Origin of the sequence: Streptomyces sp. NPDC002870 (assembly GCF_042888505.1) — a bacterium.
In the GTDB taxonomy this organism is placed as follows: Bacteria; Actinomycetota; Actinomycetes; order Streptomycetales; family Streptomycetaceae; genus Streptomyces.
Genome location: NZ_JBIAPW010000018.1, coordinates 86,274 through 109,523, shown reverse-complemented (window position 1 = coordinate 109,523; position 23,250 = coordinate 86,274). Strand labels below are relative to the sequence as shown.

The window sequence follows — 23,250 nt, the reverse complement described above, 5'->3', positions numbered from 1 at the left end:
GCAACCGCTCCGCTGAGTAGGCCCGGAGCGCGGTGCCGGGATTGCTCCCGGTCCGTTTCTCCGGGCCTCTCGCCGAACCCGCCGTGCGTCTCTCAACGCAACGGGCTCTCCACGGTTTCTGCCGTCAGACGGGGTTCGCAGGCTGCCATGGGTTGGAGATCGTGCTGGCCCGGTATCGGTAACGGCTGACCGTGACCGATGCGATGCGGAACAGCTCGACCCCGTCAGCCGCGATCGGAAGCCACCGCCCGTTGGGGGTGGTCAATCGGCGGCGGACGTCGCCCCAACTCCAGCGGTGACGTGCCCGCAGCATGCGGATAAGACGCCACCACACGAAGGCGTCGAGCCTGTCCATACCCGAGCGATCAACCGTCACGTCTTCGGCATGCTCTCCATGGCTCTTGTCGCATACCTGGGGAGCGTGGGGCTGGCCATGGTGCAGGCCTCCCAGACTCTGTCCCCCGGAGCCTGGGGCCACGAGCGCGCATGGTTTTACATCTCAGTGACAGCTGTCAGCATCATCGTCAGCACGAGCGTCATCAGCTTCTGCCTGTGGATTCAACGGCATTCAGCAACCGCCGCCGAACAGCAAGTGGCCGACATGTTCAGGCCCCGCTCCCCCGGGCCGCACACTGCCTGACCAAGACGGCACACAGGACGACGGCCCCGTGAAGACGCTCCCCGTACGCCTCGCCGGCATCTCCATCGACTAACGACCACCGTTCCCAGCCCCACTGTGCCTCCCCTACAAGAGCTCAACAACGTTGTGACTCGGGCAGACGAGGATCCTCCTACCGGACGTTCACACGCGCGGAGCTGGCGGGAAGCCGTCCGAGACGTCGGCAGGCCGTCCGAATGCCCAGATGCGGTCGAATTCGGTCTGAAAGTGTTGGTACCAGTGGCCGTCGCGGTCTGGCAGCACAGTGAACACGGCGTCTCCAGAAGCGGAGCTGTGGGAGTAGAGGTCGACGTGGATGCATCCGCTGGGCCGCTGCGGGTCCAGCAGCACGAGACCAAAGGCGGGGACAAACGGCAGAAAGCGTACGGCGATCCTTCCGTCTGTCCCCGGGGTCTCCATCAGCTCTCGAAGGAGGTCGATGGACGGGCGCAGCCGATTCTCGAATACGGTCGGCCTGTCGGAGATGGTGCTGCGACGAGCTGCCTCTGCGGGGGCAGAGGTGGTCGCGTCGATCAGCGCTACCTTGATAGTCGCTCCGGCGGCAGCGCGGCGCTGCAACTCGTCAACCAGGTTCCGCAAGGTCCGCGACAGCGTGACCCCGACGACTCTGATGTCCTGCGCGCCACGTACCTGTTCGATGAGATCAGGCTTGTCATGGGCCAGGAAGGCTTCCGCCGAGACTTCTCCTGCGATACGGGAGCGCACCTGCGCTGCCAGCTCTGATACCTGCCTGCGGCTGCCGAGCAGCCCGCCTGCGAGCAGGGCCAGCGTTGCGAGCGTGGCGGCGGCCAGCACCTTGCCGCTGGCTATATCGAGAGATCCGAGTACTGCCAAGGTCACGGAGAGCAGTGCCGTCGAGTAGATCTCCAGGTTCTCGCCCTGGGTGAGATCCTGGCGCACGCGCCGCAGGAAACGCATGCAGGCCATCGTGTGCGCCTGACGGAGAGCAGTCAATGTCCAGCAGGGGCTCGGATGCCCAAGGCCACACGGTAGCCGCCCGCGCGCCGACGCCGCTCAGTTCTCCTTCCCACGATCGGGACTGAGCCAATTTCAACGAGCCCCGTCAGTCAGGCCGTTGCCTTCTCAGGTTCCACAGACTCCGCGTTCGAGGCCTCGGGTGTGATGGCCGTGTAGTACACGGTGGCTCCCTGCTTGGCGCGTTCGACCTTGCCGCGGGCCACCAGCCGCTCGGTGGAGGTGCGCACGGCGTTGTCGCTGATCTTGCGGTCCGGGTGGGCCTTGGTGAGAGCCTTCGCGACCTCTGCGGCTGTGCGCGGCTCGGTCTGCCGGCTGAGGTGACCGTGGACGAGGTCGGTCAGGGCAGGCCCTTCCTCCCCGATGGTCGCCGCGGTCTTCCCCGCAACCTTCTTGCCGGCTGTCTTCGGAGCAGACTTCTTCCTGGTCGGCGTCGCCTTCCCAGCGGTCGTGTTCCCCGCTTTTTGGGTTCGCCGCGGTGAAGGGATCACAGGGGCCGGGGCCGCTCCGGTACCCAGGGTCGAGCGCATCCCCTGCAGCAGTTCATGGTCCTGCTGAAGTGTGGCCAGGGTCCTGCTGAAGTGTGGCCAGCTGTGTCTGCAGTGCTTCGATCTCTGCCGCGATGCGCTGCTGCTCTCCCTCGTTCTTCTCCAGGTCAGCGGCGACCTGTTCGGCGTATTGAATCCTGAGGCTGGTGTTCTCCGACTCGGGCACGACGGCTCCGCCTGATACGAGTGTTGGTGCCGGAGCCTACTCACCTGCGACGACGCGCGTATGCGTGTGGGCGGCCACGATCACCTGTGCTGCGCGCGGCCGCGCCGTCCTCGCTTGTGGGCAGAACTAGGGTGCCCCCGCTGCCTACGGCGGCCTGTCTCCGCCCTGCACAACGGCGCTCTAGGGGACGGGGTTGGCTTCAGCGCGGCAAGCGCCTCGTTGGTGACCTGTTCCAGCAGCCAGTGCACCGGCTTCAGCTGGAGTGAACCGGTGAAACTGCGCAGCGTTCAACCGACCTGCGCACCCCACCCGTTTGACAGCAGCATCACAGCAGATCAGAGCTGCATCACGGAGCAGGGACAACGCTCACAACTCACTCCCACTGGGCGATGCCGCGCTGGAAGAGGGCAAGTTCGTCGAGTACCACCAGGTCCTGTACGCGAATCAGCCTGAAGAGGCCGTCGACGGCTTCACGGACGAAGTCCTTCTCAAACTGGCGTCCCGTGTCGAAGTCTCTGCGCGGCGCTGACTTCGACACTGCGGTCAGGACGGCCGCTAGGGACGATGAAATATCAGGCGTCATCGACGACTCCGAGCGCGTCTTCCAGAACTCCATTGCCGGCGGTACGCCGAACGGTTCGACGGCGCCAGGTTCCTCGCGGATGCCGTCAGCATCCCGTGACAGCCCGCCGTCGCCGATTCCAACTGGCGTTTGCCGACGAACGCGGAAGGCGCTCATCGAACTCGGCTTGAACAGGGCAGTTCAAGGGCCGGGGGCGCAGAGGTGGGGCGGTCCGCTGGCGGACCGCCCGTTCGTCGTGCCGAGCGGGCCGGGCGGGACTGTCAGCCGGCGAGTGGCACCGGCCTGCGTGGCACGCGGTCGAACCGCTCCCACGCGTCCGTTGTTCCGCCAACGTGCGGCCTTATGAGCCCGCAGTTGCTCCGGTGGGCTTCAGCTGTTGTGCCTGCCGAAGATGCGGGTGCTGCATCCCAAGGACACCACGGCAAAGGCGATGACTACTGCCACTCCCAGCAGGACCGGCTGCGATGTGTAGTGGCCGTCGAACATGTCCCGCATCGCGTCGACCGCGTACCGCAGTGGGTTGGCGTTGGTGATGGCGTGCAGCCAGCCCGGTGCGAAGGTCAGCGGAAGGAGGATGCCGGACAGCAGCATCAGCGGCAGCGCCACCCCGTTGAGTACGGGTGCGAAGAGGTACTCGGTGGGGAGCTTGATCGCGAGCGTGTAGGACAGGGAGGCCAGGCTGATGCCGAGGATCAGCATCAGCGCGATGGCGGCCAGCACGCCGGGCAGTGGAGCACGCAGTCCGAACAGCAGGCCGAGCAGCACGATGGCGACGAGCTGGATGAGCAGGATGAGGAGGTCGCGCATGACGCGGCCGAGCAGGAGGGCGAGCCGGCTGGCCGGGGTGACTCGCAGGCGTTCCAGGTAGCCGGAGCGCATGTCGGGGATGAGGTTGAAGCCGGCGTAGCCGGTGGCGAAGAGTCCCAGCTGGACGAGCAGGCCAGGGATGTAGAACTGCCAGGCGTTGGACTGTCCGTCGGGCAGGGCCTTGACGAGTAGGGGGCCGAACAGGAGGAGGTAGACGCAGGGTTGGATCAGCCCGATGGCGATGCCGATCCTGTTGTGCAGTGCGGCGGATGCCTCGTCACGGAAGACGATCAACGCGTCCCGGAGGGTGTGCAAGGGTTCTCCTTCAGACGTGGGCGCGATCGGCGTCGCGGGGCCGGCTTCGGTCGGTGATGGTCATGAAGACGTCGTCGAGGGTCGGCTTGAGGACGCGCACGGTCTCGACGGGTATCTGCGCGGTGTCCAGTTCGCGCAGGAGTGTGGTGAGCATCTGGTCGGCCTGGCGGCACTTGACCGAGAGGGTGAGGGCGTCGGCTGTCACCTCGTGTACGCCCGGGCAGTGGGACAGGACTTGAGCGGCGCCGTCCGGTGTGCCGGTCACGTCGATCTGGATCGTGTCGTGCGCGATGGATGCCTTGAGCCGTTCGGGGCTGTCCTCGGCGATGATGCGGCCGCGGTCGATGATGAGCACGCGATCGCACAGGCTGTCGGCTTCATCCAGGTAATGGGTGCTGATGAACACCGTGGTGCCGTGCTCGTCGCGCAGCCGGCGGATGTGGTTCCAGACGACGCCCCGGCTGTGGGGGTCGAGGTTGGCGGTGGGTTCGTCCAGGAACAGCACCTGCGGCCGGTGCACCAGGCCCAGCGCCATGTCGACCCTGCGGCGTTGCCCTCCGGAGAGGGTGATGGCCTTACGGTCGGCCAGATCGGCTATTTCCAGTTGTTCCAGCACGGCGTTTGTGCGGGCACGGGCTTCGGATTTACCCATGCCGTACAGGCGGCCCTGCAGCGTGATGTCGTCGCGTACCGCAGAGGTGGGCTTGGCGCCGCCGGCCTGGGAGACGTACCCGATGTTGGTGCGCACTTTCCGGGCTTCCCGCAACAGGTCGCATCCGGCGATGTGGGCGGTGCCGTCGCTAGGCTTCAGCAGCGTCGTCAGCATCCGCATCGTGGTTGTCTTCCCCGCTCCGTTGGGTCCCAGGAAGCCGACGATCTCCCCGGCGGCTACGTCGAAGTCGACGCCCGCCACCGCGTGTACGGGTCCTTGCTTGGTGGTGAATGTCTTGGCCAGTCCCCTGGCCTGAATCATGGTCATAAACCGTCCTTGGTGGATGTCGGATGGGAGTAGGCGCGGGGCGCGGCAGCGACATGGGGCGGCGTCATGATGCGGGAGGCGTCGGGGCGCCAACCTCGCGCGCGGTGTCGTCGTCGCCGGCTTGGGGCGCGTCCTGGGGCGGTGAGGGCCAGGACAGAGTGCCGTCGTGCATCTCGTCCACGATGCGGCGGCACCATTCGCGTTCGGCTTCGGCCATCGCCGCTGCGTAGTCCGCTTCGATGACGAACAAACGGGGCACTTGCTTGACCAGCACCTCGGCCTGCGCCTGGCGGATCTGTCCGATCTGCTCTTCGAGCAAGGCGATCCGCTGCTCGAGTGCCTGCGTGGCGCGTTCGGGTCCCAGTGCGCCGAGATAGCTGACGGCAGCCAGGAAACTCGGATACTCCTTCACCGGAATGCGCACCAGTTCCTCCAGCCACAGCACGAACTCCTGGCGCCCCAGTTCGGTCTGCGTGTACACCGTGCGTTCCGGTCGGCGACCCGCACGTTCGGTGGTCTGAGCAGCGATCCAGCCCGCCCGGTTGAGCGCCTCGACGACGTCGTACAGCGAGCCTGTCCTGATCTTGAAGCTCGCATCCTTGTTGCGCTCCCGCAGCGTCACGGCCATCTCGTACGGATGCATGGGCTGTTCGATCAACAAGCCGAGCACCGCCAGCCCCAGCAGATTGGAAATCGGCCTCCTGCGCTTCGCCATCACACACCCCTGGCCGGGGTCTGGCTTGGGGGCGGGGGGCCTTGCTCATGTTACGGATCTTGAGGTCTTCGTGCGCGATGAAGTCGTGTGCGCGGACCAGACCGAGGGCGGTTTTATGCGCGTGGTCCAGGCGCCGGCGGCGCACCTTGCCGTGCAGCTTGGCGACCTGCTCCACGGCCCGCTGGTAGTTGGTGGTGCGGTCCTTCGCCCTGCGTCGCGGGAACCGGGGCAGTGATTCCTAATGCGGTTTGTCAAGCCGCGGGAGCGGTGGGAGGCACGACCTCGTAGGCCCGTCCGTCGCGTAGGAGGGCCCAGAGGACGTTGACGCGGCGACGGGCCAGGGCCAGGGCCAGGACGGCTTGGGTGTGGCGCTTTCCCTCGGCGCGCTTGCGGTCGTAAAACCGGCGCGACTCCTCGCACTTGCGGATGCTGAACAACGCGGAGATGTAGAAGACCCGTTGGAGTCTGCGGTTGTATCGCTGAGGGCGCCGGAGGTTGCCGCTGATCTTGCCGGAGTCGCGTGGGACCGGTGCGACGCCACCGAAGCCGGCGAGGCGGTCAGCAGTGCCGAAGACGGTCATGTCTCCGCCGGTGGCGGCCAGGAACTCGGCGCCGAGGATGATGCCCAGGCCCGGCATGCTGGTGATCACTTCGAAGTCGCGATGCTCGCGAAACTGGGCCTCGATGAGCTTGTCGACCTCAGCGACCTGCTGGTTGAGGGCCATCACCTCCCGCGCCAGCGTTTGCACCAGCTGAGCGGTCAGCCTCTCCCCCGGGCAGGCTGGTGTGCTGGCGCCTGGCCGCTTCGATGGCGGTCACAGCGAGCCGGTCAGCGCGGAGGATCCTGCGGTTGCGTAGCCAGGTTTCCAGCCGTTTGGCACCGATCCGGCGAAGGGCGGCCGGGGTCTGGTAGCCGGTCAGCAGGGTGAGGGGACCTGTGTTGGTGAGGTCTAGCACTCGCTCCAGGCCGGGGAAGATGCCGGTGAGTTGGGCGCGGAGCCGGTTGACGGTTCGGGTGCGGTCGGCGACCAGGTCCATGCGGCGGCCGGTGAGGATCTTGAGGTCGGTGACCGTCTCGTCGCCGGTCTGTAAGGGGTGCAGGTCACGGCGGATGCGGACCTGGTCGGCGATGACGGCGGCGTCCTTGGCATCGGTCTTGCCCTCGCCGCGGTAGCTCGAGACGCGTCGCCAACGACGAGCCTGAACTGTTCGAACTACCGGCAGAGCCTTTTGAACCACACCCGGCGCCTGGGCGGGTCAACCATACGAAGGGCTCACCGCATCCCGCAGAACAACGTCGGGAGCCTTTTCAGACCGGCCACCGATCGGGTATGGCCTGGAGGTCGGGCGTCGGTGCAGAACGGACAAGGCTCCTCGGCGGTTGAGCGAGATGTCTGACGTCTCAACTCTTCTGCCGGGGAGCCTCGTTGGTTACGTATCCTGCCGCATTGGACCTGCCGCACGCGCTCGTTGAGTGGGTGACGATGCTGATCGTCACCCGGGAGGGTGAGCGCCGGTGCAAGCTCCGGCCCTCGCAGCGTGCCTTGGTCACGCTGGTATACCTGCGCCAGCATTCCACGCTCGCCCAGATCGCGGCCGAGTTCGGCATCAGCGTCGGCACCGCCCATGCCTACGTCCGCTCCGTCGTGGCCCTCATCGCCCGCCAGACACCCGGCCTCACCGCCGCCCTTCGCAAAGCCGGGGCGGAGTACGTGCTGGTGGACGGAACCCTCGCGGAATGCGACCGGGTCGGCGACAGCCGCGCAGACTACTCGGGAAAGCACCGCCGTCACGGCGTGACCCTGCAGATCATCACCGACCCGCACGGCCAGCTGGTGTGGATCTCGAGAGTCCTGCCCGGCCGCATCCACGACCTGACCGCCGCCCGTATCCACCGGGTCGTCAACACCTGCATCCGGCTCGGCATCCCCGTCCTGGCCGACCTGGGCTACCTCGGCGCCGGCGGAACCTTCGCCGTCCCCGTCCGGCGACGCCCTGGCACCTCACTGTCAGAGCAGTCCTGAGATGGCCTTCACCCCCGCCTAAAACGGCGGAGCACTGGCCAAGATCAGAGGTAGAACCGGATCGGGATGCAATGTCCGGTGCGGGCGAGCCGGGTGAACCGCGCCGGGCTGATCGAGATGAGCCGCGCGCCCTCGATCGTGCCCACGGTCCTCACCCGTTCCCGCAGGGCGTCCGGGAACCCTTCCGCCCCGCGCAGCCGGTCGACCTCTTGCCGGTCGATCCGCGGCGGGCCGCCGCTCGCACCGGGAGTGGTGCGGATGTGCCCCAGCTGGACGGCGAGATCCAGCTCGCCCCGCTTCAGGTTCAGTTCCTGAGCGGCCCGGCCCAGTGTGAGACTGCTGCTGCCCACCGCCTGGCTGCCCGATGCCGAACTGCCCTGTGCCTGTGGTGCGTCCAGTGAGTGCAGTGCTTCCTTCACCGTCATGACGGTCTCCCCCGTGAGGTGTGAATACTCTCGGTGACGACCGTAGCCCGACTGAGGCACATCCCGCCCGGCCTGTGGACAACTCCACGGACCGGAACATGCTCAGCCGAATTCCCCCAGGTCAGTGGGCAGTTCCGTCCGGCTGCCTGGCTTCGACACCCAGATGCTCACCGACCCGGTTCACCATCAGGGTCATCTCGTACGCCACCTGACCGACGTCCGCCTCGGCCGCGCTGAGTACGCAGAGGCAGCTTCCCTCGCCGGCCGCCGTCACGAAGAGCAGCGCTTCGTCGAACTCGACCATGGTCTGCCGCGCCTTGCCCGCACGGAAATGACGTCCGGACCCACGCGCCAGGGAGTGCAGACCGGAGGAGACCGCGGCGAGATGTTCCGCGTCCTCCCGGGCCAGTCCCGTGCTCGCCCCGGTCACCAGACCGTCGTTGGACAGCACCAATGCGTGACGTATGTACTCGATCCTCTTCGTCAGGTCGTCCAGTAGCCAGTCGAGTCCCTTGTCCAACGCCATGGTTGGTCCTCCCCGCTCATGCGTTCCCCGTGGTCGCGCTTCGCCCGTAAGCCTTTCGTACAAGGGACGACACGGCAAGGTGCACTTAGCCGACCGAATCGAGAAGCCGGGCGGTGTGCATCCGGCTGGCATATTCGACCAGCCGTACGAGCACTTCTTTCCCGGAGTCGCGGTCACGCGCGTCGCACAACACCACAGGTGTCCCGCGATCGAGATCGAGGGCGCGTGAGACTTCGTGCGCACCGTAAGTGCGGGCTCCGGCAAAGCAGTTGACCGCGACGACGAACGGGATGCGGCGGTGTTCGAAGTAGTCGACGGCGGGAAAGCAGTCCACGAGACGCCGTGTGTCGGCGAGGACGACGGCCCCCAGGGCGCCCTGCGAAAGTTCGTCCCACAGGAACCAGAAGCGATCCTGTCCCGGGGTGCCGAAGAGATAGAGGGACAGGCCGGAGCGGATCGTGATGCGCCCGAAGTCCATGGCGACGGTCGTCGTGGTCTTCTGATCGACACCCCCGGTGTCGTCGACCGTACGGCCCACCTGGCTGAGGTGTTCCTCGGTGCGAAGGGGCCGTATTTCACTCACCGCTCCGACCAGGGTGGTCTTGCCGACGCCGAAGCCGCCGGCGACCAGTATTTTCAGCGCAAGGGCGGTGGACTCCCCACCGGTGCTGTGAGAACTCTCGGAGGCCATCGGTCACTTCTCTCGGATCAACAATTTCTCATGGCTGGCGCATGGCAGTACGGCCAGTACTTCGAGTACGCAGACAGCATGGCAAGGGCGGCCCTCCCCGGAGGGAAGGGATCACTTTTAGAGCGTTGTGACTGTTCCGAGCCCATTCAATGCCCATTTCTGCAGCCCTTTCAGCGGCCCTTCTCACAGTCCTTGCGCGGCCCTTGCGCGGCCCTTCTGCGGACATTCCTGCGGTCAATCCATGCTCCGGAGGAGCTCGACCGGCGAGGCCCGAGGGATATTCGCTGGCGGCCGCCGCCAGGTGTGCCGAGGATCGGGTCATGCCCTTCTTCCTTGCGACCGACCGTCTGACGCTTCGCCCTTTCAGCGAGGCCGACGTGGACCATCTGTTCGACCTCGACAACGATCCCGAGGTCATGCGTTTCATCAACGGAGGCCGGCCGACCACCCGCGAGGCGGTCGAAGCCGAGTCTCTGCCGCGGTTCCTCCGTCACTATCCGTGCATCGACAACCGCGCCTACTGGGCGGCCGAGGAGCGGACCACCGGCGAGTTTCTGGGCTGGTTCGAATTCCGGCCACTGGACGACCACAGTGCCGCCGTGGTCGAACTCGGCTACCGGCTGGGCAGAGCAGCCTGGGGGCACGGTTATGCGACAGAAGGCTCGATTGCCCTGATCCGCAAGGGGTTCACGGAGCTCGGTGTGCAGCGGGTGACCGCGAACACGATGACGGTCAACGCCCGTTCGCGGCATGTGATGGAGAAAGTGGGCCTGAGCTATGTCCGGACCTTCTTCGAAGAGTGGCCGGAGCCCATCGAGGGCTCCGAGTCGGGCGATGTCGAGTACGCCCTGACCAGGTCCGACTGGGAGCTCCGTGCAACGGCCTGAGGGGCGCGGCACGATGTGGTGTGCGCTTGCGCGCTAGAGAGCCCTCAGGCCATCGATCACCTCCCGGAGGATCTTCTCGTCGGGCAGCTGAGCGGGCGGTACGGGACGGCTGACCCGGACGTAGCCCGCTTCGAGGAGATCGCCGAGAAGGACCCGTACGACGCCGACCGGCAGATCGGCGTCGGCGGCGAGTTCCGCGACGGACTGAGTCTCGCAGCGGCACAGCGTGAGCAGTGCGCGGTGTTCGGGGCCGAGGAGTGACTCCTCGGCGGCGCCGGGTGTATCGGCGGCGATGTCGACGAGTGCGATCAGGTCGAACCGTACGTTGCTGGGGCCCGGCTTGGTCCGCCCGCCGGTCATCGCGTACGGGCGGACGAGCGGGCCGGCCTCGGCGTCGTACCACTGGCTGCCGACGATGTCGGCCCTACCTGATGCATCGGTCATGTCGGTCATGTTGGTCACGTGGCGATGATGCGCGGCGGAGTGCGCAAATGCTCGCCGACACGTTTGACGAGACGAGCCATCTCATAGGCGATCAGCCCGATGTCGGCGACGACGGAGGTGAGTACGGCGAGAGCGGACCCGTCGCCCGCGGCCGCCACGAAGAGGAAGCCGTCGTCCATCTCCACCATCGTCTGGCGTACGCCCCCGGCGTGGAAGTGGCGTCCCGCTCCCTTTGCGAGGCTGTGGAATCCGGAGGCGACGGCTGCCAGATGCTCGGCGTCCTCGCGGGTCAGCGCGGTCGAAGCACCCACCGGCAGGCCGTCGTTGGACAGCACGATCGCGTGGCGGACTTCGCCGGCGCGCAGGACGAGGTCGTCCAGCAGCCAGTCGAGGTCGCCCAAGGTGTTGGTGTGGTGGGCTGTGGCTGACTCGTACTCGGTCATGGTCTGTCTCCTTCGCTGCCGGGAGCGGCGGTGCCAGGGGCGGCGGTTCGAGGCGCGGGCGTGCGAGGCCCGGACGTTCGAGGCACGGAGGTGCGAGGTGCTTCCATGCCACGCGCAGCCGTGCCCGGAGCCTCGCCACCGCCCCTCGTCCAGCCATTGCGGTACGCCGTCATTCGGTCCCGTACCTGTTCGGGAGTGCGCTCCGGGGATTCCTCCGCGGCTGTTGTGCCGTCCTCCGGCTCCTGGGCAGCGGGCTCTTCGCGCAGCTGCGGGACGAGGTGAGCCTGCCTGATCCGGCGCGGGAGTTCGCCGTTCTCGGTCTGCGGCGACGGGGCGCCGCGCAGACGCAGGGCGGTGACTCCGGGCGGTGTTGGAATCTCGGCCTGCGCCGCGAGCACCGGTCGATGAGCCGGGGCGGCGACGGGTGGGCCGGTCCTGCGCGGCTCCGGTTCCGGCGGCGCGGGCGGTGCCTCATGACCGGGGTCCGGAGCGCCCCGGGAGCCCGCCGGGGCGGTCAGGGCGCTCTGCAGGAGTGAGGTCGGCAGCAGCACCACCGCGGTTGTGCCGCCGTACGGCGAGGTGCGCAGATGGACCTTGATGTCGCGGCGGAGGGAGAGGCGGCTGACGACGAACAGGCCGAGCCGGTCACTGTCGAACAGATCGAGGGCTTCGGACTCCTCCAGGCGGCGGTTGGCTTCTGCGAGGGTGTCCTTGCCCATGCCGAGGCCGCGGTCCTCGATCTCCAGGACGTAGCCATTGCCGACGGGTTCGCCGCTGACCCGCACCTTGGTGTGGGGCGGGGAGAACTGGGCGGCGTTCTCCACCAGTTCGGCCAGCAGATGGGTGACGTCGGCGACAGCGGCGCCGACGACGGCGGTCTCGGGGAACTGCCGTACCTCCACGCGCGCGTAGTCCTCGATTTCCGAGACGGCGGCCCGTACGACGCTGGTCAGCGGGACGGGCTTGCGCCAGGCGCGACCGGGGGCGGCGCCGGACAGGATGATCAGGCTCTCGGCGTGCCGCCGCATACGGGTGGTGAGGTGGTCGAGCCGGAACAGGTCGCCGAGTTCGTTCGGGTCGTCTGCGCGCCGCTCCATGGTGTCGAGGAGGGTGAGCTGGCGGTGGACCAGGACCTGGCTGCGGCGGGCGAGGTTGACGAAGACGCCGGAGATGCTGCCGGCGAGCTCGGCGCGTTCGATCGCGGCCTTCAACGCGGCCCGGTGGACGATGCCGAGCGCCTCGCCGACCTGGCCGATCTCGTCCTCGGCGGGCGGACCCGGCGGGGCTTCGGCCTGGATGTCGATCTCTTCGCCGGTACGCAGTCGGCGCATGGCGTGCGGCAGCCTGTGCCGGGCGATCTTGAGTGCGCCGTTGCGCAGGCTGATCAGTTCGACGACGAGGACGCGGCCGATGCGTACGGAGATGATCAACGAGGCGGTGACAGCGGCGAGTCCGAGGATCACGGCCGCTCCTGCCGGGGTGAGGATGCCGCCCGTGACGGGGTCCGCCCTGTCCGCGGCGCGGGCGCGGGCGTCCGTCTCGATGGCGCGTATGCCGTCCGCGACGGTGGCACGGGCCTTGTCCCACGCCGTGGCCGGGACGATCTGTGCCGCCCTGCGGCCTGCGGGGGCGGTGAGCACCTTGTCCTCGGCCGTCTGCAACTGCTGGTAGGAGCTCTGCCTGGCGAGGACTTGCCAGGCGGAGCTCTCGGGTCCGCGCAGGTCGGTGACGGTCGATTCGGTGAGGCTTCTGCGGGTCGAGACGGCTCCGGTGAACAGCCGCAGGCGTTCTTCCGCCATGGAGTTGCTGAGCTGGGCCGAAGTGAGGAGCGCGTCCTCCTGGGCGAGCATCTCGCCGGCCCGGGCGAACTCCAGCAGTACGCGGGCATCGGAGCCCGGTCCGGCGTCCTGGATGCCGGAGAGTGCGCTGGAGACTCCGAACGCGGCGGTGACGGTGGCGGTGTATTGCTCGTACGTGGGGATCCATTGGGCCTTGCCGCTGACGACGGCGGTTCGCAGGGTGCGCAGTCTCTCCGCGCGGGCGACGAACTGGTCGAGCCGCCCCGCCACACCGGCCGGGATGCCGCCGCCGGCGGCGACCGTCGTCCGGTCGTCGAGGCGCAGCTTGCTCACGGCGTCGTCGGTGCGCCGTGCCTCGTGCCGTACTGCGGCGGCGCGTTCGTCCGAGGGAGCCGCCACCTGACGTACTGCCGCGCGCCGTTCGTCCTGCAGGGCGGCGACGGCGGCGGCGACGGGTTCCCGGATCTGGGCGTCGACGCGCTGCAACTGGCTCAGCCGCGACACCTCTTGGGCGGTGCTGACCGTGGCGAACCCCCACAGCGCCAGCAGCGAGACGACCGGCACCATCAGCAGGGAGATGATCTTCGCTCGTACGGTTCTGGGGCGCGGCAGCCACCGCCCGCGTACGACAGCGGGGGGCGGGGATGTGTCCGCCGGCTCCTGTCCGGTGTGTTCGACTGCGGGCGGCCCGGCGTGCGCGCGTCGTCCGCGGGCTGCCGGCGCGGGCACGGGCGGCAGTGGGTGCGACTCCGTCGGGTCGGCGCCCGGGGTCCTGCGGGGTGTGCGCATGGCCTCCTCGTTCCGGTTACGGGGCTGGGGGGTGCGGCAGCCGGGCGGGTTAGGCAGTGGCGGAGGTCGTGGTGCTCGCGGTGCTCGCGGCGGGTGGTCCGGTGCTCGCCGGAAACTCTGCGGGAGCGGCCTTCGTCGGTCGCTCGGCCGAGGTGTAGGCGGCGCGTTCGCGTGCTGTGGGGGAGAGCGCGACGAACGCGGAGGTGACGAAGAGGTACGACCCGAGGCCGACGGCGAGGGGGAAGATGAATTGCATCGCCGTGGCCCCGGGCAGTCCGGCGCCGGAGGGCTCGACCCGCACGCTGACCGCGAGCATTCCGGTGTAGTGCATGCTGCTGACCGCCCCGCCCATGACGAGTGAGGCGACCGCGACCGCGACGGGCGACTTGATGTTGAGCGCCGCCCACAGGGCCGCGGTCGCGGCGACCACGGCGATGACGACGGAGAGCACGATGAGCAGCGGGTCGTAGCGCACCGTGCCGTGCAGCCGGAGGGCGGCCATGCCCAGGTAGTGCATGCTGGCCACGCCGAGCCCCGTGGTGAGCCCGCCGACCAGCAGCGACCTGGCGCGGTCGCGGCCGAAGCCGACGCAGAACAGTCCGGCGCCGACGACCAGCATCGCTACGAGCAGGCTGAGGATGGTCAGCGGCACGTTGTAGCGGATGTCGGTGCCGCGCACCGCGAAGCCGAGCATCGCGACGAAGTGCATCGTCCAGATGCCGGTGCCGATCGCCGATGCGGCGGTGATCAGCCAGTTGCGGCGGGAGGGGCCGCTCGCGTCGAGCGCGCGTACGGTGCAGCGCAGCCCGAGGGCGGCGCCGACGACGGCCATCGCGTACGACAGCACGGGAGTCAGCAAGCCGAAGGCGGCGTGGTCCAGGTGTCCCATGGGTCAGGGACGCTAGACCCGCGAGGGGCGCGCGCAAGGGGCGCGTTTCGAAAGCTGATGGAATATGAGAGAGAGATGTTTCAGAACGATCGTGCCGCGCTCGAACGTGCGCACCGTACTGTCGGGTGAGCCGCTGGGGGATCATGTCCTTATGGCCGACGACCACACACATGTGCAGGAGTTCTTCGGCGCCCGCGCCGCGGACTGGGACACGCGCTTCCCCGACGACGGCCCGGCCTATGCCGCCGCCGTCGCCGAGCTCGGGCTGCACCCCGGCGACGCGGTGCTCGACGCCGGCTGCGGCACCGGCCGCGCGCTGCCGCCGCTGCGGTCAGCCGTGGGACCGCAGGGCACGGTCATCGGGGCGGATCTGACACCCGCGATGCTGGTTGCGGCGCTGCGGGCCGGGAGAGGCGACAGCGGGCAACTGCTGCTCACCGATGTGGCCAGGCTGCCGCTGCGCGCCGAGTCGCTGGACGCCGTGTTCGCCGCCGGCCTGATCGCACACCTGCCCCAACCGGACGTGAACCTAAGGGAGTTGGCCCGGGTGGTGCGGCCGGGCGGAAGGCTGGCGCTCTTCCACCCCATCGGCCGCGCGGCCCTCGCCGCCCGCCAGGGCCGGCAGATCACCGACGATGATCTGCGGGCCGAGCCCAACCTCCGTCCCCTGCTGGCAGGTTCGGGCTGGCGGATGATTTCGTACGTCGACGAGGAAGCCCGCTTCCTCGCACTCGCGGTCCGTCAGGACTGAGCCGGCCAGACCCCCGGGACGCCGACACTGACGATGCAGGTCCAAGTCGGCGCAGCGATGACAGACTTGAAAGATCGGCGGCGGACGCGCCGCCCTGGGGAGAGGTGGTCCGGGTGTTCAACAGACTCCGCAGGCTCCGCAAGTTCCTCGCGTACCGTCCCGAGGCCCCTGAGGGGACGGCGGCCGGCCGGGTCCCGCCGCGACAGCACAACATATTCGAGGCCGCTGCCGTCTACGTGTCGGGGTGCGCGGAAGACGATCAGGAGCAGATGGACGAGGCGGTGACCTGGGTGTCCCCCGAGGCGCTCTCCTTCGGGGTCAGCGAGCTGGCCTGCCGCGCGGTCATCGCCCTCGCCCGCGAGCGGGACGAGTCGCCGCAGACGGTGGCGCGTAGTCTCCTCGGCCTGCCCGCCGCGTGACGTCGCTCAGAGACAGGTCGCGGCGGGTGAGCGCCTGGGCCGGCGTCAGTCCGGTGCGCTCGGCGTAGACGAGCCGTTCCCTGACCTCGCGGACGGTGCGCGGCCGATAGCCGGGGCCGCAGCCGCAGCAGTCCTGGCGAAAGCGCAGGCCCGCGCTCAGTACGGCGCAGAGCGCTCGCCAGCCCGCGGTGTCACGGCGACGCGGCACCGCGAGGGCCGAGCCCGCGTTCAGCAGGACGCCGCCGCATCGCGGGCAGAGGTCCGTGCGGACCCTCGCGTAGTCCGGCGCCTTCTTGAAGGAGGCCCGGCAGGGCAGGCAGACGAAGTGGTGACGGGCCGCGGGCATGGGGAGATGCTAGGACCCGGCGCTGAGCAGGCCCAGTCATTTTCGCCACGCAGGCTCTCGACTACCGGGTTACCCACTGGTTAAGGTGCGCCGACGAACGATCGGATGGGGGAGGGTGACGTGGCCGGGACGGACGACGCCGTCGATGACGACGCGCTTTATGTGCTGACCGCGGTGCTGCTGACGCCGGCGCAGTTCCCGAGCGTGCTCGGCGACGACTTCCCGGCCGCGTGCGCGGCACTGGGCCTCGAGCCGTACGCCGAGGGGTACGGGCTCGTGCTCGGCCAGGACTCCGAGGGCGCGCGGTGGACGGTCGTGGTCGACGATGTGTCGCTCGTCGCCGTCGCGATCGCGTCCTGGGACTGCGGGATGGAGTACGACCTGTCCCCCGGCGAGCGCACGGTGGTCGCCGCGCTCCCGGGCTGGCCGCTGGCCGTCGCGGTCGCGGCGCCGAACGTGCCCGCGCCCCACGATCCGGCGCCCGAGGAGGGCGACCGGCCGCCGCTGGCGCCGCCCGAGACCGACGAGTGGGGGCCCGCGCAGCGCCGGCTGGGGGCCGACGAGATCGCGCTCCAGTGGGCGGAGTGGCGCCAGCAGCTCGGCGACGACAACGTGCCTTCGACCTCGGACTCGCCCGACGACGAAGGGCAGGAGCTGCACGAGGACGAAGGGCAGGAGCTGCACGAGGGCGTACGGCGGGCGCTGAAGGAGGCCCGCGGCTATGTGGAGTCGCCCCCGCCGACCGGGCGGGTCCGCTCCAGCTTCGCACCCGGCGGGGCGCGGACGCTGCGCGCCGACGGACCTGGCTGGTCCCTGGTCGCCAGGACCGACGACATCGCTTTCGTGCTGCTGGACGAGGAGCCGTGCGAGGTGCTGCCGGTGGGCCGCGGGCCGGAACTGCCGGAACTGCTGGAGGCACTGGACAAGATGGCCGTGCGCCCCGCCTGAGCCCGGGCCTGGCTGTACTCCTTGGCGATCTCGATCAGTTGCTCATCGCCGGGGCTGCTGCATTGCGGTGGGTGGTGGTGCCGGTGAGCTGCGGAACGGGAGACGCGGCCGACCCCACCGCTTCCAGCGGCGGGGTCCGGTCACGCGCGTGCCGGGTCCCCGGCTACCGCACTGGCACGGAGGTGAACCGAGGACTCCGGGTCAGCGGCCGATCTCCTTGCGGGAGACATGGCGCAGCCGACGGCGCTGGCTGGGATCCAGCATCAGATACGCCGCCGCCGGCACTCCGAGCACCACCAGCAGCGCCCACCAGAATCCGATCAGCGGCATCAGGAGCAGGCCGACGGCCACTCCCCCTATGACGAGCTTTGTTCGTGTCGACATCTTCGACGCCTCCTTCGCGGCCTTGGCCGCTCCTGGCATGAGAACGTGCACGCACGTCTCACGGTTCCACTATGCGTCCGCGCGCAGCGGTTCGCCGACCGCGTGCAGATGGGTCAGCGCCTGCCGGTAGGAGTCGACGAGCCCGGTCTCGGTGTACACCACGCCGAGGGAGCGGCAGTGGGCGCGTACCAGCGGCTGGGCGAGCCTCAGGTGGGGGCGCGGCATGCTCGGGAAGAGGTGGTGCTCGATCTGGTAGTTGAGTCCGCCCAGGAACCAGTCCGTGACCAGGCCGCCGCGGATGTTGCGGGAGGTGAGCACCTGTCGGCGCAGATGGCCCCAGCGCTCGCCGCTCTCCTCGTCAGGCACCTCCATGCCCTTGTGGTTCGGCGCGAAGGCCATGCCCAGGTGGAGGCCGAGCAGCATCTGGTGAATGAGCGCGAAGACCACGGCGTGGCCGAGCGGCATGGTGGTCAGCAGCAGGGTGATGTAGGCGCCGACGTGTGCGAACAGCAGCAGGCCCTCGACGGCGCGCTCGCGCCCGGGCTGACGGGCGGCCGCCTCCTTGGAGAAGACGGACTGGAATCCGTAGACCTTGAGCGCAATGCCTTCGAGGGTGGTCAGCGGGAAGAACAGCCAGGCCTGGTGGCGGGTGAGCCAGCCGCGGAGCCCCGCGCGGCCCGTGGCCTGTTTCTGTGTGAAGACCAGGACTTCGGCGGCGACGTCCGGGTCCTTGTCCATGTGGTTGGGGTTGGCGTGGTGCCGGTTGTGCTTGTCGTTCCACCATTCCTGGCTCATGCCGAGGAGCACATTGGCGTGGATGAGCTGGATGACCCGGCTCCCCCGGCGGGTGCCGGTGATCTGCGCGTGTCCGGCGTCGTGGCCGAAGAAGGCGGTACGGGCGGACACCACGGCGAGCAGCGGTGCGAGCAGGAGCACCCACCAGGAGCCGCCGATGAGCGTCATGCCTGTGATCACGGCGGCGAGGCCGAGCAGGTTGAGGGTGATGCCGCGTACGTACCAGCCAGTGCGGCGCTGCAGGAGGCCCTGCTCCTTGACGGTCCGCAGGAGAGGCGCGAAGTCGCTCCCGGTGCTCCGCCGCGCTCCCTCGACAGGGGCAGGGGGCGCGAGGGTGGCGGTGGCCTGGGGCATAAGCGGACTCCGGTCTGTGGGGCCGTACGCAATTTGCTTCTGCGTTGACTCCAGCAAACGTAACTTCCCGTACCCCCTCGCGACCATGACGCCAGCACCCGGATTTCTGCGGAGGCCAGCCCCTGCCCAACGGTGGTACTGGCTACACCCCCGCCGCCGCCTCGCAGTGAGTTACGTCACGGCCATGCCCACGTCCGTCCGGCTGCGGTGTGGAGTACCCTCGGCGCTTCGGTCCGCAGTAGTCAAATTTGAGGAATGCGTCATCGCTGTGCACAGACCCCCCGCGGCAATGCTCTCCCCGGTCGCCGAACTCGCCCGCTGCTCCGCGGTCTTCGTTCCCGCGGACCCGGCCCGCACCGGTCGCGTCGCCTTCTGGCGTCCCGAGGGCGGCGAACTCCCGGCCGCGCCCGGAGCGCCCGGATCACGCTCGCACTCCGTCGAGCCACTCACCGTGGTCGGCGACGACGCCCGCCCGCAGGCCGTACGGGCGCTTCTGCTGCCTGTACGGGACGCGCTGCCGGTCCTCACCAGGGCGCGGGCCGACGCGGACGCCTCCCCCGCGGCCGCCTTCTGGGGCGCGGCGGCCGTCCTCGCCCTTCAACTCGCCGCACGCGGGCTGCTGTTGCCGGGGCTGACCGCCGCCGATCACGACGCCTGGCGGGTCGGGCCGCTCACCCCACAGGATCTGGAGCGGGTGCGCACGCTCGCGGCGTCGATGCCGCCGGCCGCGTACGCCGTGCCGCTGGACGAGGCGGCCGATCCCGTACTGCTGCCCGAGCCGGAGCGGCTGCTTCGGGCGTTCCTGGACGCGGTCGCGGACGGTCTGCCGCGCACCCCGGCCGCGCCGCTCGCCGCCGGCGGCCCCGCCTTCGCCGCGCCCGAGCCTCAGCACCTCCCCGACCAGCGCGCCTGGGCGGCGGACGTCGCCGCGGGTCACGACTCGGGCGTACGGCTCTCCCTGCGCGTCGAACTGCCGGGGCTCGCGGAGGCCGACGCGGAAGGCGAGGGCCCGGCCTTCCGTGCCGTCCTGCAGATGCACAGCGTCAGCGATCCGACCGTCCTCATGGACGCCGCCGACGTCTGGGCAGGACGATCGGGGACGGCGGCCTTCGGGCCGCGGGCCCGGATGGACGCCCTGCTGGCGCTGCGCCGCGCCGCCCGCGCATGGACGCCGCTCACCCCGCTGCTCCACGCCGCCGTGCCGGACGCCGTCGAGCTCGCCGACGAGGACGTCACCGAGCTGCTCGGCGAGGCGGCCAGGGCTCTGGCGACGACCGGCGTGCAGGTGCACTGGCCCAAGGAAATGGCGCGCAAAGTCACCGCGCGTGCCGTGATCGGCCCACCCGGGGAAGCGGAGACCGAAGCCGAGACCGACACCAAGACCCGGCCGAAGGACGATTCCGGGCTGCCCTCCTTCCTCTCCGCCGACGCTCTGCTGGCCTTCGACTGGTGCTTCGCGCTGGGCGATCAGCAGCTCACCCGCGCCGAGCTGGACCGCCTCGCCGAAGCCGGCAGACCCGTCGTGCGCCTGCGTGACCAGTGGGTGCTCATCGACCCCGAGGAGGCCAGGCGCGCCCGCGAGAGCCAGGACCGCAAGCTGACTCCGGTCGACGCGCTCGGCGCCGCGCTGACCGGCTCGACCGAGGTCGACGGCCGCCGCGTGGACGTACAGGCGTCCGGGTGGCTGGCCCGTCTGCGCGACCGGCTCGCCGACCCCGAGGGGGGCCGGCAGGAGATCGGCCAGCCGGCCGCGCTCGCCGCGACGCTGCGCGACTACCAGCTGCGCGGCCTCAACTGGCTGAACCGGATGACCTCGCTCGGCCTCGGCGGCTGTCTCGCCGACGACATGGGCCTGGGCAAGACGATCACGCTCATCGCGCTCCATCTGCACCGGCAGACCGAAGAGTCGGCAGCGGGCCCCACGCTCGTCGTCTGCCCGACGTCGCTGATGGGCAACTGGCAGCGCGAGATCGAGAGGTTCGCGCCGGGCACAGCGGTACGGCGCTTCCATGGCGCCTCGCGCGGTCTGGACTCGCTCGCGGACGGCGAGTTCGTACTCACGACGTACGGCACGATGCGCCTGGACGCCGAGGTCCTCGCCGAAGTGCCCTGGGGCATGGTCGTCGCCGACGAGGCGCAGCACGTCAAGAACCCGTACTCCGCCACCGCCAAGCAGCTGCGCACCATCGGCGCGAAGGCGCGCGTCGCGCTCAGCGGCACGCCCGTGGAGAACAACCTGTCCGAGCTGTGGGCGATCCTCGACTGGACGACACCCGGGCTGCTCGGCCGTCTCGGCACCTTCCGTACGCGCTACGCGCTGGCGGTGGAGGGCGGCAACGATCCCGCCGCCGCTCAGCGGCTGGCCGCGCTGGTACGGCCGTTCCTGCTCCGTCGGCGCAAGTCCGACCCGGGCATCGCCCCCGAGCTGCCGCCCAAGACCGAGACCGACCGGGCCGTGTCACTCACCAAGGAGCAGACAGGACTGTACGAAGCGGTGGTACGGGAGACCCTCGCCGCGATCTCGGAGGCCGACGGCATGGAGCGGCGCGGCCTGGTGGTGAAGCTGCTCACCGCGCTCAAGCAGATCTGCAATCACCCCGCGCAGTATTTGAAGGAGCACAGCCTGAAGGAGCACAGCCCGAAGGAGCAGGGCCTCAAGGCGCAGGGCAGGACGGTGGAGCGGCTCCGGATCGCCGGCCGCTCCGGGAAGCTGGAGCTGCTGGACGAGCTGCTCGACACGATCCTGGCGGAGGACGCGAGCGTGCTGGTCTTCACCCAGTACGTGCAGATGGCGCGGCTGCTGGAACTGCATCTGGCGGCCCGCGGGGTGCCTACCCAGTTCCTGCACGGTGGCACGCCGATCGCCGAGCGCGAGGCGATGGTGAACCGCTTCCAGGACGGTGAAGTGCCCGTCTTCCTGCTGTCGTTGAAGGCGGCGGGCACCGGGCTGAACCTCACCCGCGCCGAGCATGTCGTGCACTACGACCGCTGGTGGAACCCGGCGGTCGAGGCGCAGGCCACCGACCGCGCGTACCGCATCGGGCAGCACCGCCCCGTACAGGTCCACCGGCTGATCGCCGAGGGGACCATCGAGGACCGGATCGCGGACATGCTGGCGCGCAAACGGGAGCTGGCGGACGCGGTACTGGGCTCCGGCGAGGCGGCGCTGACGGAACTGACCGACGCCGAGCTGGCGGATCTGGTGGAGCTGCGAGGGAGCGGGCGATGAGCGGCGGGGACGAGATGGAGCGGACGTTCGCCGCGCTGCCGCCTACGCGCGGACGTGGCTTCGCGCAGACGTGGTGGGGCCAGGCCTGGCTCAAGGCGCTGGAGGACACGGCGCTCGACGGCGAGCAGCTGAAGCGGGGCCGCAGGCATGCGCGCGAGGGCGCTGTCGGTGCGGTGTCGGTGCGTCCCGGGCGGATCACCGCCGTCGTACGGGACCCGGACGGCACCGCGCAGCGCAGCGATGTGCTGCTGCAGGAGCTGACCGAGGCCGAATGGGATCGTTTCCTGGACATGGCGGTCGACCGTGCGGGGCACATCGCGGCGCTGCTGGACCGGGAGATGCCGCCGCACCTGGTGGAGGACGCGGCGGCTGCCGGGGTCGAACTCCTTCCGGGGATCGGCGACTTGGAGCCCGAGTGCACGTGCGAGGCGTGGGACCACTGCCCGCACACGGCGGCCCTGTGCTACCAAGTGGCACGGCTCCTGGACCAGGATCCGTTCGTGCTGCTGCTGATGCGCGGGCGCGCGGAGCGCAGGGTGCTGGACGAGTTGCAGATACGGAGCGTGGCGCGGGCGACCGCCGCGGCGGCGCCGGAGCCCGAGCGTGATCAGCCCGTGGGCGTGCGGGCCGACGAAGTGTTCGCGGCGCGGGACATCCTGCCGCCGCTGCCCGCTCCCCCGCCGGTGCCGGACGAGCCCGGTCTGCCTCCCGCCCTGGACACCGAGACCGCTCCGGCGGCGGGTGTCGACCCCGCGGCGCTCGAGTTCCTGGCCGCCGGCGCGGCCGCGCGGGCGCACCGGATGCTCGCGGAGGCGCTCTCGCCCGGGCATGGGCTTCAGCCTCGTGAGGCGGAGTTGAATCAGGACCAGGATGCGGTGCGGCTCGCGTCCGCGTCGCCCTCACCGGCGATCGCGAGCCGTCTGGCCGCGGGCACGGCCCGGACCCGCGCCGAGCTGGAAGTTGCCGTGCGCGCCTGGCAGTTCGGCGGTGTGGCCGCGCTCTCGGCGCTCGAGGAGGAGTGGACGCCGGAGCCCGAGGTCCTCGCCCGGGCGACGACAGCGCTCGCGGAGGCATGGGAGGAGGCGGACCGGCCGCAGTTGCGGGCGGCGGGCCCGGCCCGGTGGACGGTGGTGGGCGCGGAAGCGCAGCTACGCCTGGGGCGTGACGGCCGTTGGTGGCCGTACCGCAAGGAGCGGGGCCGCTGGGCGCCGACGGGGCCCGCCGACCACGATCCGGCGGCAGCGCTGGCGGGCGTGCTGGGCTGAACGGCAGAGACCGGTACGCCTGACCGGACCGGCGCGCTCGGCGGTGTCACCGGCGCGCCGGGCAAGACCGGCTGA

Annotated in this window: 23 protein-coding genes and 3 pseudogenes; 7 read left to right on the top strand and 19 right to left on the bottom strand. The window is 69.6% G+C overall.

The features are described from left to right. Window positions 1-124 precede the first annotated feature (124 nt). The 10 genes and pseudogenes from ACFYWY_RS22480 to ACFYWY_RS22435 form a co-directional block, all read right to left on the bottom strand. Window positions 125-355, bottom strand: coding sequence for a hypothetical protein (locus ACFYWY_RS22480; RefSeq protein ID WP_389189468.1), 231 nt, complete (start codon window positions 353-355; stop codon window positions 125-127). Between the two features lie 447 nt (window positions 356-802). Further along, window positions 803-1,597 carry a hypothetical protein gene (locus ACFYWY_RS22475; protein WP_389189465.1) on the bottom strand — a complete coding sequence of 265 codons (795 nt, stop codon included), beginning with the start codon at window positions 1,595-1,597 and terminating at the stop codon, window positions 803-805. 149 nt (window positions 1,598-1,746) lie between these two features. Continuing rightward, entirely contained in the window at window positions 1,747-2,145 is a 399-nt protein-coding gene (locus ACFYWY_RS22470; protein WP_389189462.1) for a BlaI/MecI/CopY family transcriptional regulator, read from the bottom strand. 52 nt (window positions 2,146-2,197) lie between these two features. After that, window positions 2,198-2,368 (bottom strand): hypothetical protein, encoded by a 171-nt coding sequence (locus ACFYWY_RS22465; protein WP_389189459.1) that lies wholly within the window; start codon window positions 2,366-2,368, stop codon window positions 2,198-2,200. A 373-nt stretch (window positions 2,369-2,741) separates the two neighbouring features. Then, window positions 2,742-3,107 carry a hypothetical protein gene (locus ACFYWY_RS22460; protein WP_389189456.1) on the bottom strand — a complete coding sequence of 122 codons (366 nt, stop codon included), beginning with the start codon at window positions 3,105-3,107 and terminating at the stop codon, window positions 2,742-2,744. A gap of 213 nt (window positions 3,108-3,320) precedes the next feature. Next, a complete protein-coding gene (locus ACFYWY_RS22455; RefSeq protein WP_389189453.1) occupies window positions 3,321-4,073 on the bottom strand; it encodes an ABC transporter permease in 753 nt (250 codons plus the stop codon). A gap of 10 nt (window positions 4,074-4,083) precedes the next feature. Then, window positions 4,084-5,052 (bottom strand): ATP-binding cassette domain-containing protein, encoded by a 969-nt coding sequence (locus ACFYWY_RS22450; RefSeq protein WP_389189451.1) that lies wholly within the window; start codon window positions 5,050-5,052, stop codon window positions 4,084-4,086. 64 nt (window positions 5,053-5,116) lie between these two features. Next, window positions 5,117-5,767: a PadR family transcriptional regulator gene (locus tag ACFYWY_RS22445; RefSeq protein WP_389189448.1), complete on the bottom strand. Its 651-nt coding sequence runs from the start codon at window positions 5,765-5,767 to the stop codon at window positions 5,117-5,119. A 100-nt stretch (window positions 5,768-5,867) separates the two neighbouring features. Further along, a pseudogene (locus tag ACFYWY_RS22440) lies at window positions 5,868-5,942 on the bottom strand (hypothetical protein); the annotation flags it as partial. Between the two features lie 76 nt (window positions 5,943-6,018). Continuing rightward, window positions 6,019-6,955 (bottom strand): annotated as a pseudogene (locus ACFYWY_RS22435) (IS110 family transposase); the annotation flags it as partial. A gap of 239 nt (window positions 6,956-7,194) precedes the next feature. Here ACFYWY_RS22435 and ACFYWY_RS22430 point away from each other — a divergent pair. After that, a pseudogene (locus ACFYWY_RS22430) lies at window positions 7,195-7,779 on the top strand (transposase family protein); the annotation flags it as partial. A gap of 56 nt (window positions 7,780-7,835) precedes the next feature. Here the strand turns inward: ACFYWY_RS22430 and ACFYWY_RS22425 are convergent. The 3 genes from ACFYWY_RS22425 to ACFYWY_RS22415 all read right to left on the bottom strand — a co-directional run bounded on the left by ACFYWY_RS22425 (window position 7,836) and on the right by ACFYWY_RS22415 (window position 9,433). Beyond that, window positions 7,836-8,216 (bottom strand): DUF6397 family protein, encoded by a 381-nt coding sequence (locus ACFYWY_RS22425; RefSeq protein ID WP_389189445.1) that lies wholly within the window; start codon window positions 8,214-8,216, stop codon window positions 7,836-7,838. A 121-nt stretch (window positions 8,217-8,337) separates the two neighbouring features. Next, window positions 8,338-8,742 carry a roadblock/LC7 domain-containing protein gene (locus ACFYWY_RS22420; protein ID WP_389189442.1) on the bottom strand — a complete coding sequence of 135 codons (405 nt, stop codon included), beginning with the start codon at window positions 8,740-8,742 and terminating at the stop codon, window positions 8,338-8,340. 85 nt (window positions 8,743-8,827) lie between these two features. Beyond that, window positions 8,828-9,433: an ATP/GTP-binding protein gene (locus tag ACFYWY_RS22415; RefSeq protein ID WP_389189439.1), complete on the bottom strand. Its 606-nt coding sequence runs from the start codon at window positions 9,431-9,433 to the stop codon at window positions 8,828-8,830. Between the two features lie 320 nt (window positions 9,434-9,753). On the opposite strand from ACFYWY_RS22415, the gene ACFYWY_RS22410 reads away from it, so the two are divergent. Beyond that, window positions 9,754-10,320 carry a GNAT family N-acetyltransferase gene (locus tag ACFYWY_RS22410; RefSeq protein WP_389189436.1) on the top strand — a complete coding sequence of 189 codons (567 nt, stop codon included), beginning with the start codon at window positions 9,754-9,756 and terminating at the stop codon, window positions 10,318-10,320. Window positions 10,321-10,353: 33 nt separating this feature from the next. Here ACFYWY_RS22410 and ACFYWY_RS22405 read toward each other — a convergent pair whose 3' ends face one another. The 4 genes from ACFYWY_RS22405 to ACFYWY_RS22390 are packed head-to-tail and all read right to left on the bottom strand — an operon-like array spanning window position 10,354 to window position 14,684. Then, on the bottom strand, window positions 10,354-10,764 hold the full coding sequence (locus tag ACFYWY_RS22405) for a DUF742 domain-containing protein (protein ID WP_389189553.1): 411 nt from the start codon (window positions 10,762-10,764) through the stop codon (window positions 10,354-10,356). 14 nt (window positions 10,765-10,778) lie between these two features. Beyond that, a complete protein-coding gene (locus ACFYWY_RS22400; protein ID WP_389189433.1) occupies window positions 10,779-11,207 on the bottom strand; it encodes a roadblock/LC7 domain-containing protein in 429 nt (142 codons plus the stop codon). Continuing rightward, window positions 11,204-13,795: a nitrate- and nitrite sensing domain-containing protein gene (locus tag ACFYWY_RS22395; RefSeq protein ID WP_389189430.1), complete on the bottom strand. Its 2,592-nt coding sequence runs from the start codon at window positions 13,793-13,795 to the stop codon at window positions 11,204-11,206. Before ACFYWY_RS22395 ends, ACFYWY_RS22400 begins: the two co-directional genes overlap by 4 nt. A 49-nt stretch (window positions 13,796-13,844) precedes the next feature. After that, window positions 13,845-14,684, bottom strand: a complete 840-nt coding sequence (locus tag ACFYWY_RS22390) for an MHYT domain-containing protein (RefSeq protein WP_389189427.1) — start codon at window positions 14,682-14,684, stop codon at window positions 13,845-13,847. Window positions 14,685-14,835: 151 nt separating this feature from the next. Between ACFYWY_RS22390 and ACFYWY_RS22385 the strand changes: the two genes are divergently transcribed. The 3 genes from ACFYWY_RS22385 to ACFYWY_RS22375 all read left to right on the top strand — a co-directional run bounded on the left by ACFYWY_RS22385 (window position 14,836) and on the right by ACFYWY_RS22375 (window position 17,148). Continuing rightward, window positions 14,836-15,435, top strand: coding sequence for a class I SAM-dependent methyltransferase (locus ACFYWY_RS22385; RefSeq protein WP_389189424.1), 600 nt, complete (start codon window positions 14,836-14,838; stop codon window positions 15,433-15,435). A 113-nt stretch (window positions 15,436-15,548) separates the two neighbouring features. After that, entirely contained in the window at window positions 15,549-15,854 is a 306-nt protein-coding gene (locus tag ACFYWY_RS22380; protein WP_389189421.1) for a hypothetical protein, read from the top strand. Between the two features lie 466 nt (window positions 15,855-16,320). Then, window positions 16,321-17,148 carry a hypothetical protein gene (locus tag ACFYWY_RS22375; RefSeq protein WP_389189418.1) on the top strand — a complete coding sequence of 276 codons (828 nt, stop codon included), beginning with the start codon at window positions 16,321-16,323 and terminating at the stop codon, window positions 17,146-17,148. Between the two features lie 201 nt (window positions 17,149-17,349). Here the strand turns inward: ACFYWY_RS22375 and ACFYWY_RS22370 are convergent, their stop codons facing one another. Together ACFYWY_RS22370 and ACFYWY_RS22365 are read right to left on the bottom strand one after the other, a co-directional pair. Beyond that, entirely contained in the window at window positions 17,350-17,532 is a 183-nt protein-coding gene (locus ACFYWY_RS22370; RefSeq protein ID WP_389189415.1) for a hypothetical protein, read from the bottom strand. Between the two features lie 69 nt (window positions 17,533-17,601). After that, the gene (locus tag ACFYWY_RS22365; RefSeq protein ID WP_389189412.1) at window positions 17,602-18,681 is read right to left on the bottom strand and encodes a fatty acid desaturase family protein; all 1,080 of its coding nucleotides are present in this window, start codon (window positions 18,679-18,681) and stop codon (window positions 17,602-17,604) included. 268 nt (window positions 18,682-18,949) lie between these two features. Between ACFYWY_RS22365 and ACFYWY_RS22360 the strand changes: the two genes are divergently transcribed. Continuing rightward, complete coding sequence (locus tag ACFYWY_RS22360; protein WP_389189409.1) at window positions 18,950-21,910, top strand: DEAD/DEAH box helicase; 2,961 nt, start codon at window positions 18,950-18,952, stop codon at window positions 21,908-21,910. Beyond that, window positions 21,907-23,175 (top strand): SWF or SNF family helicase, encoded by a 1,269-nt coding sequence (locus ACFYWY_RS22355; protein WP_389189406.1) that lies wholly within the window; start codon window positions 21,907-21,909, stop codon window positions 23,173-23,175. The genes ACFYWY_RS22360 and ACFYWY_RS22355 overlap by 4 nt, the downstream gene beginning before the upstream one ends. Window positions 23,176-23,250: the final 75 nt, after the last annotated feature.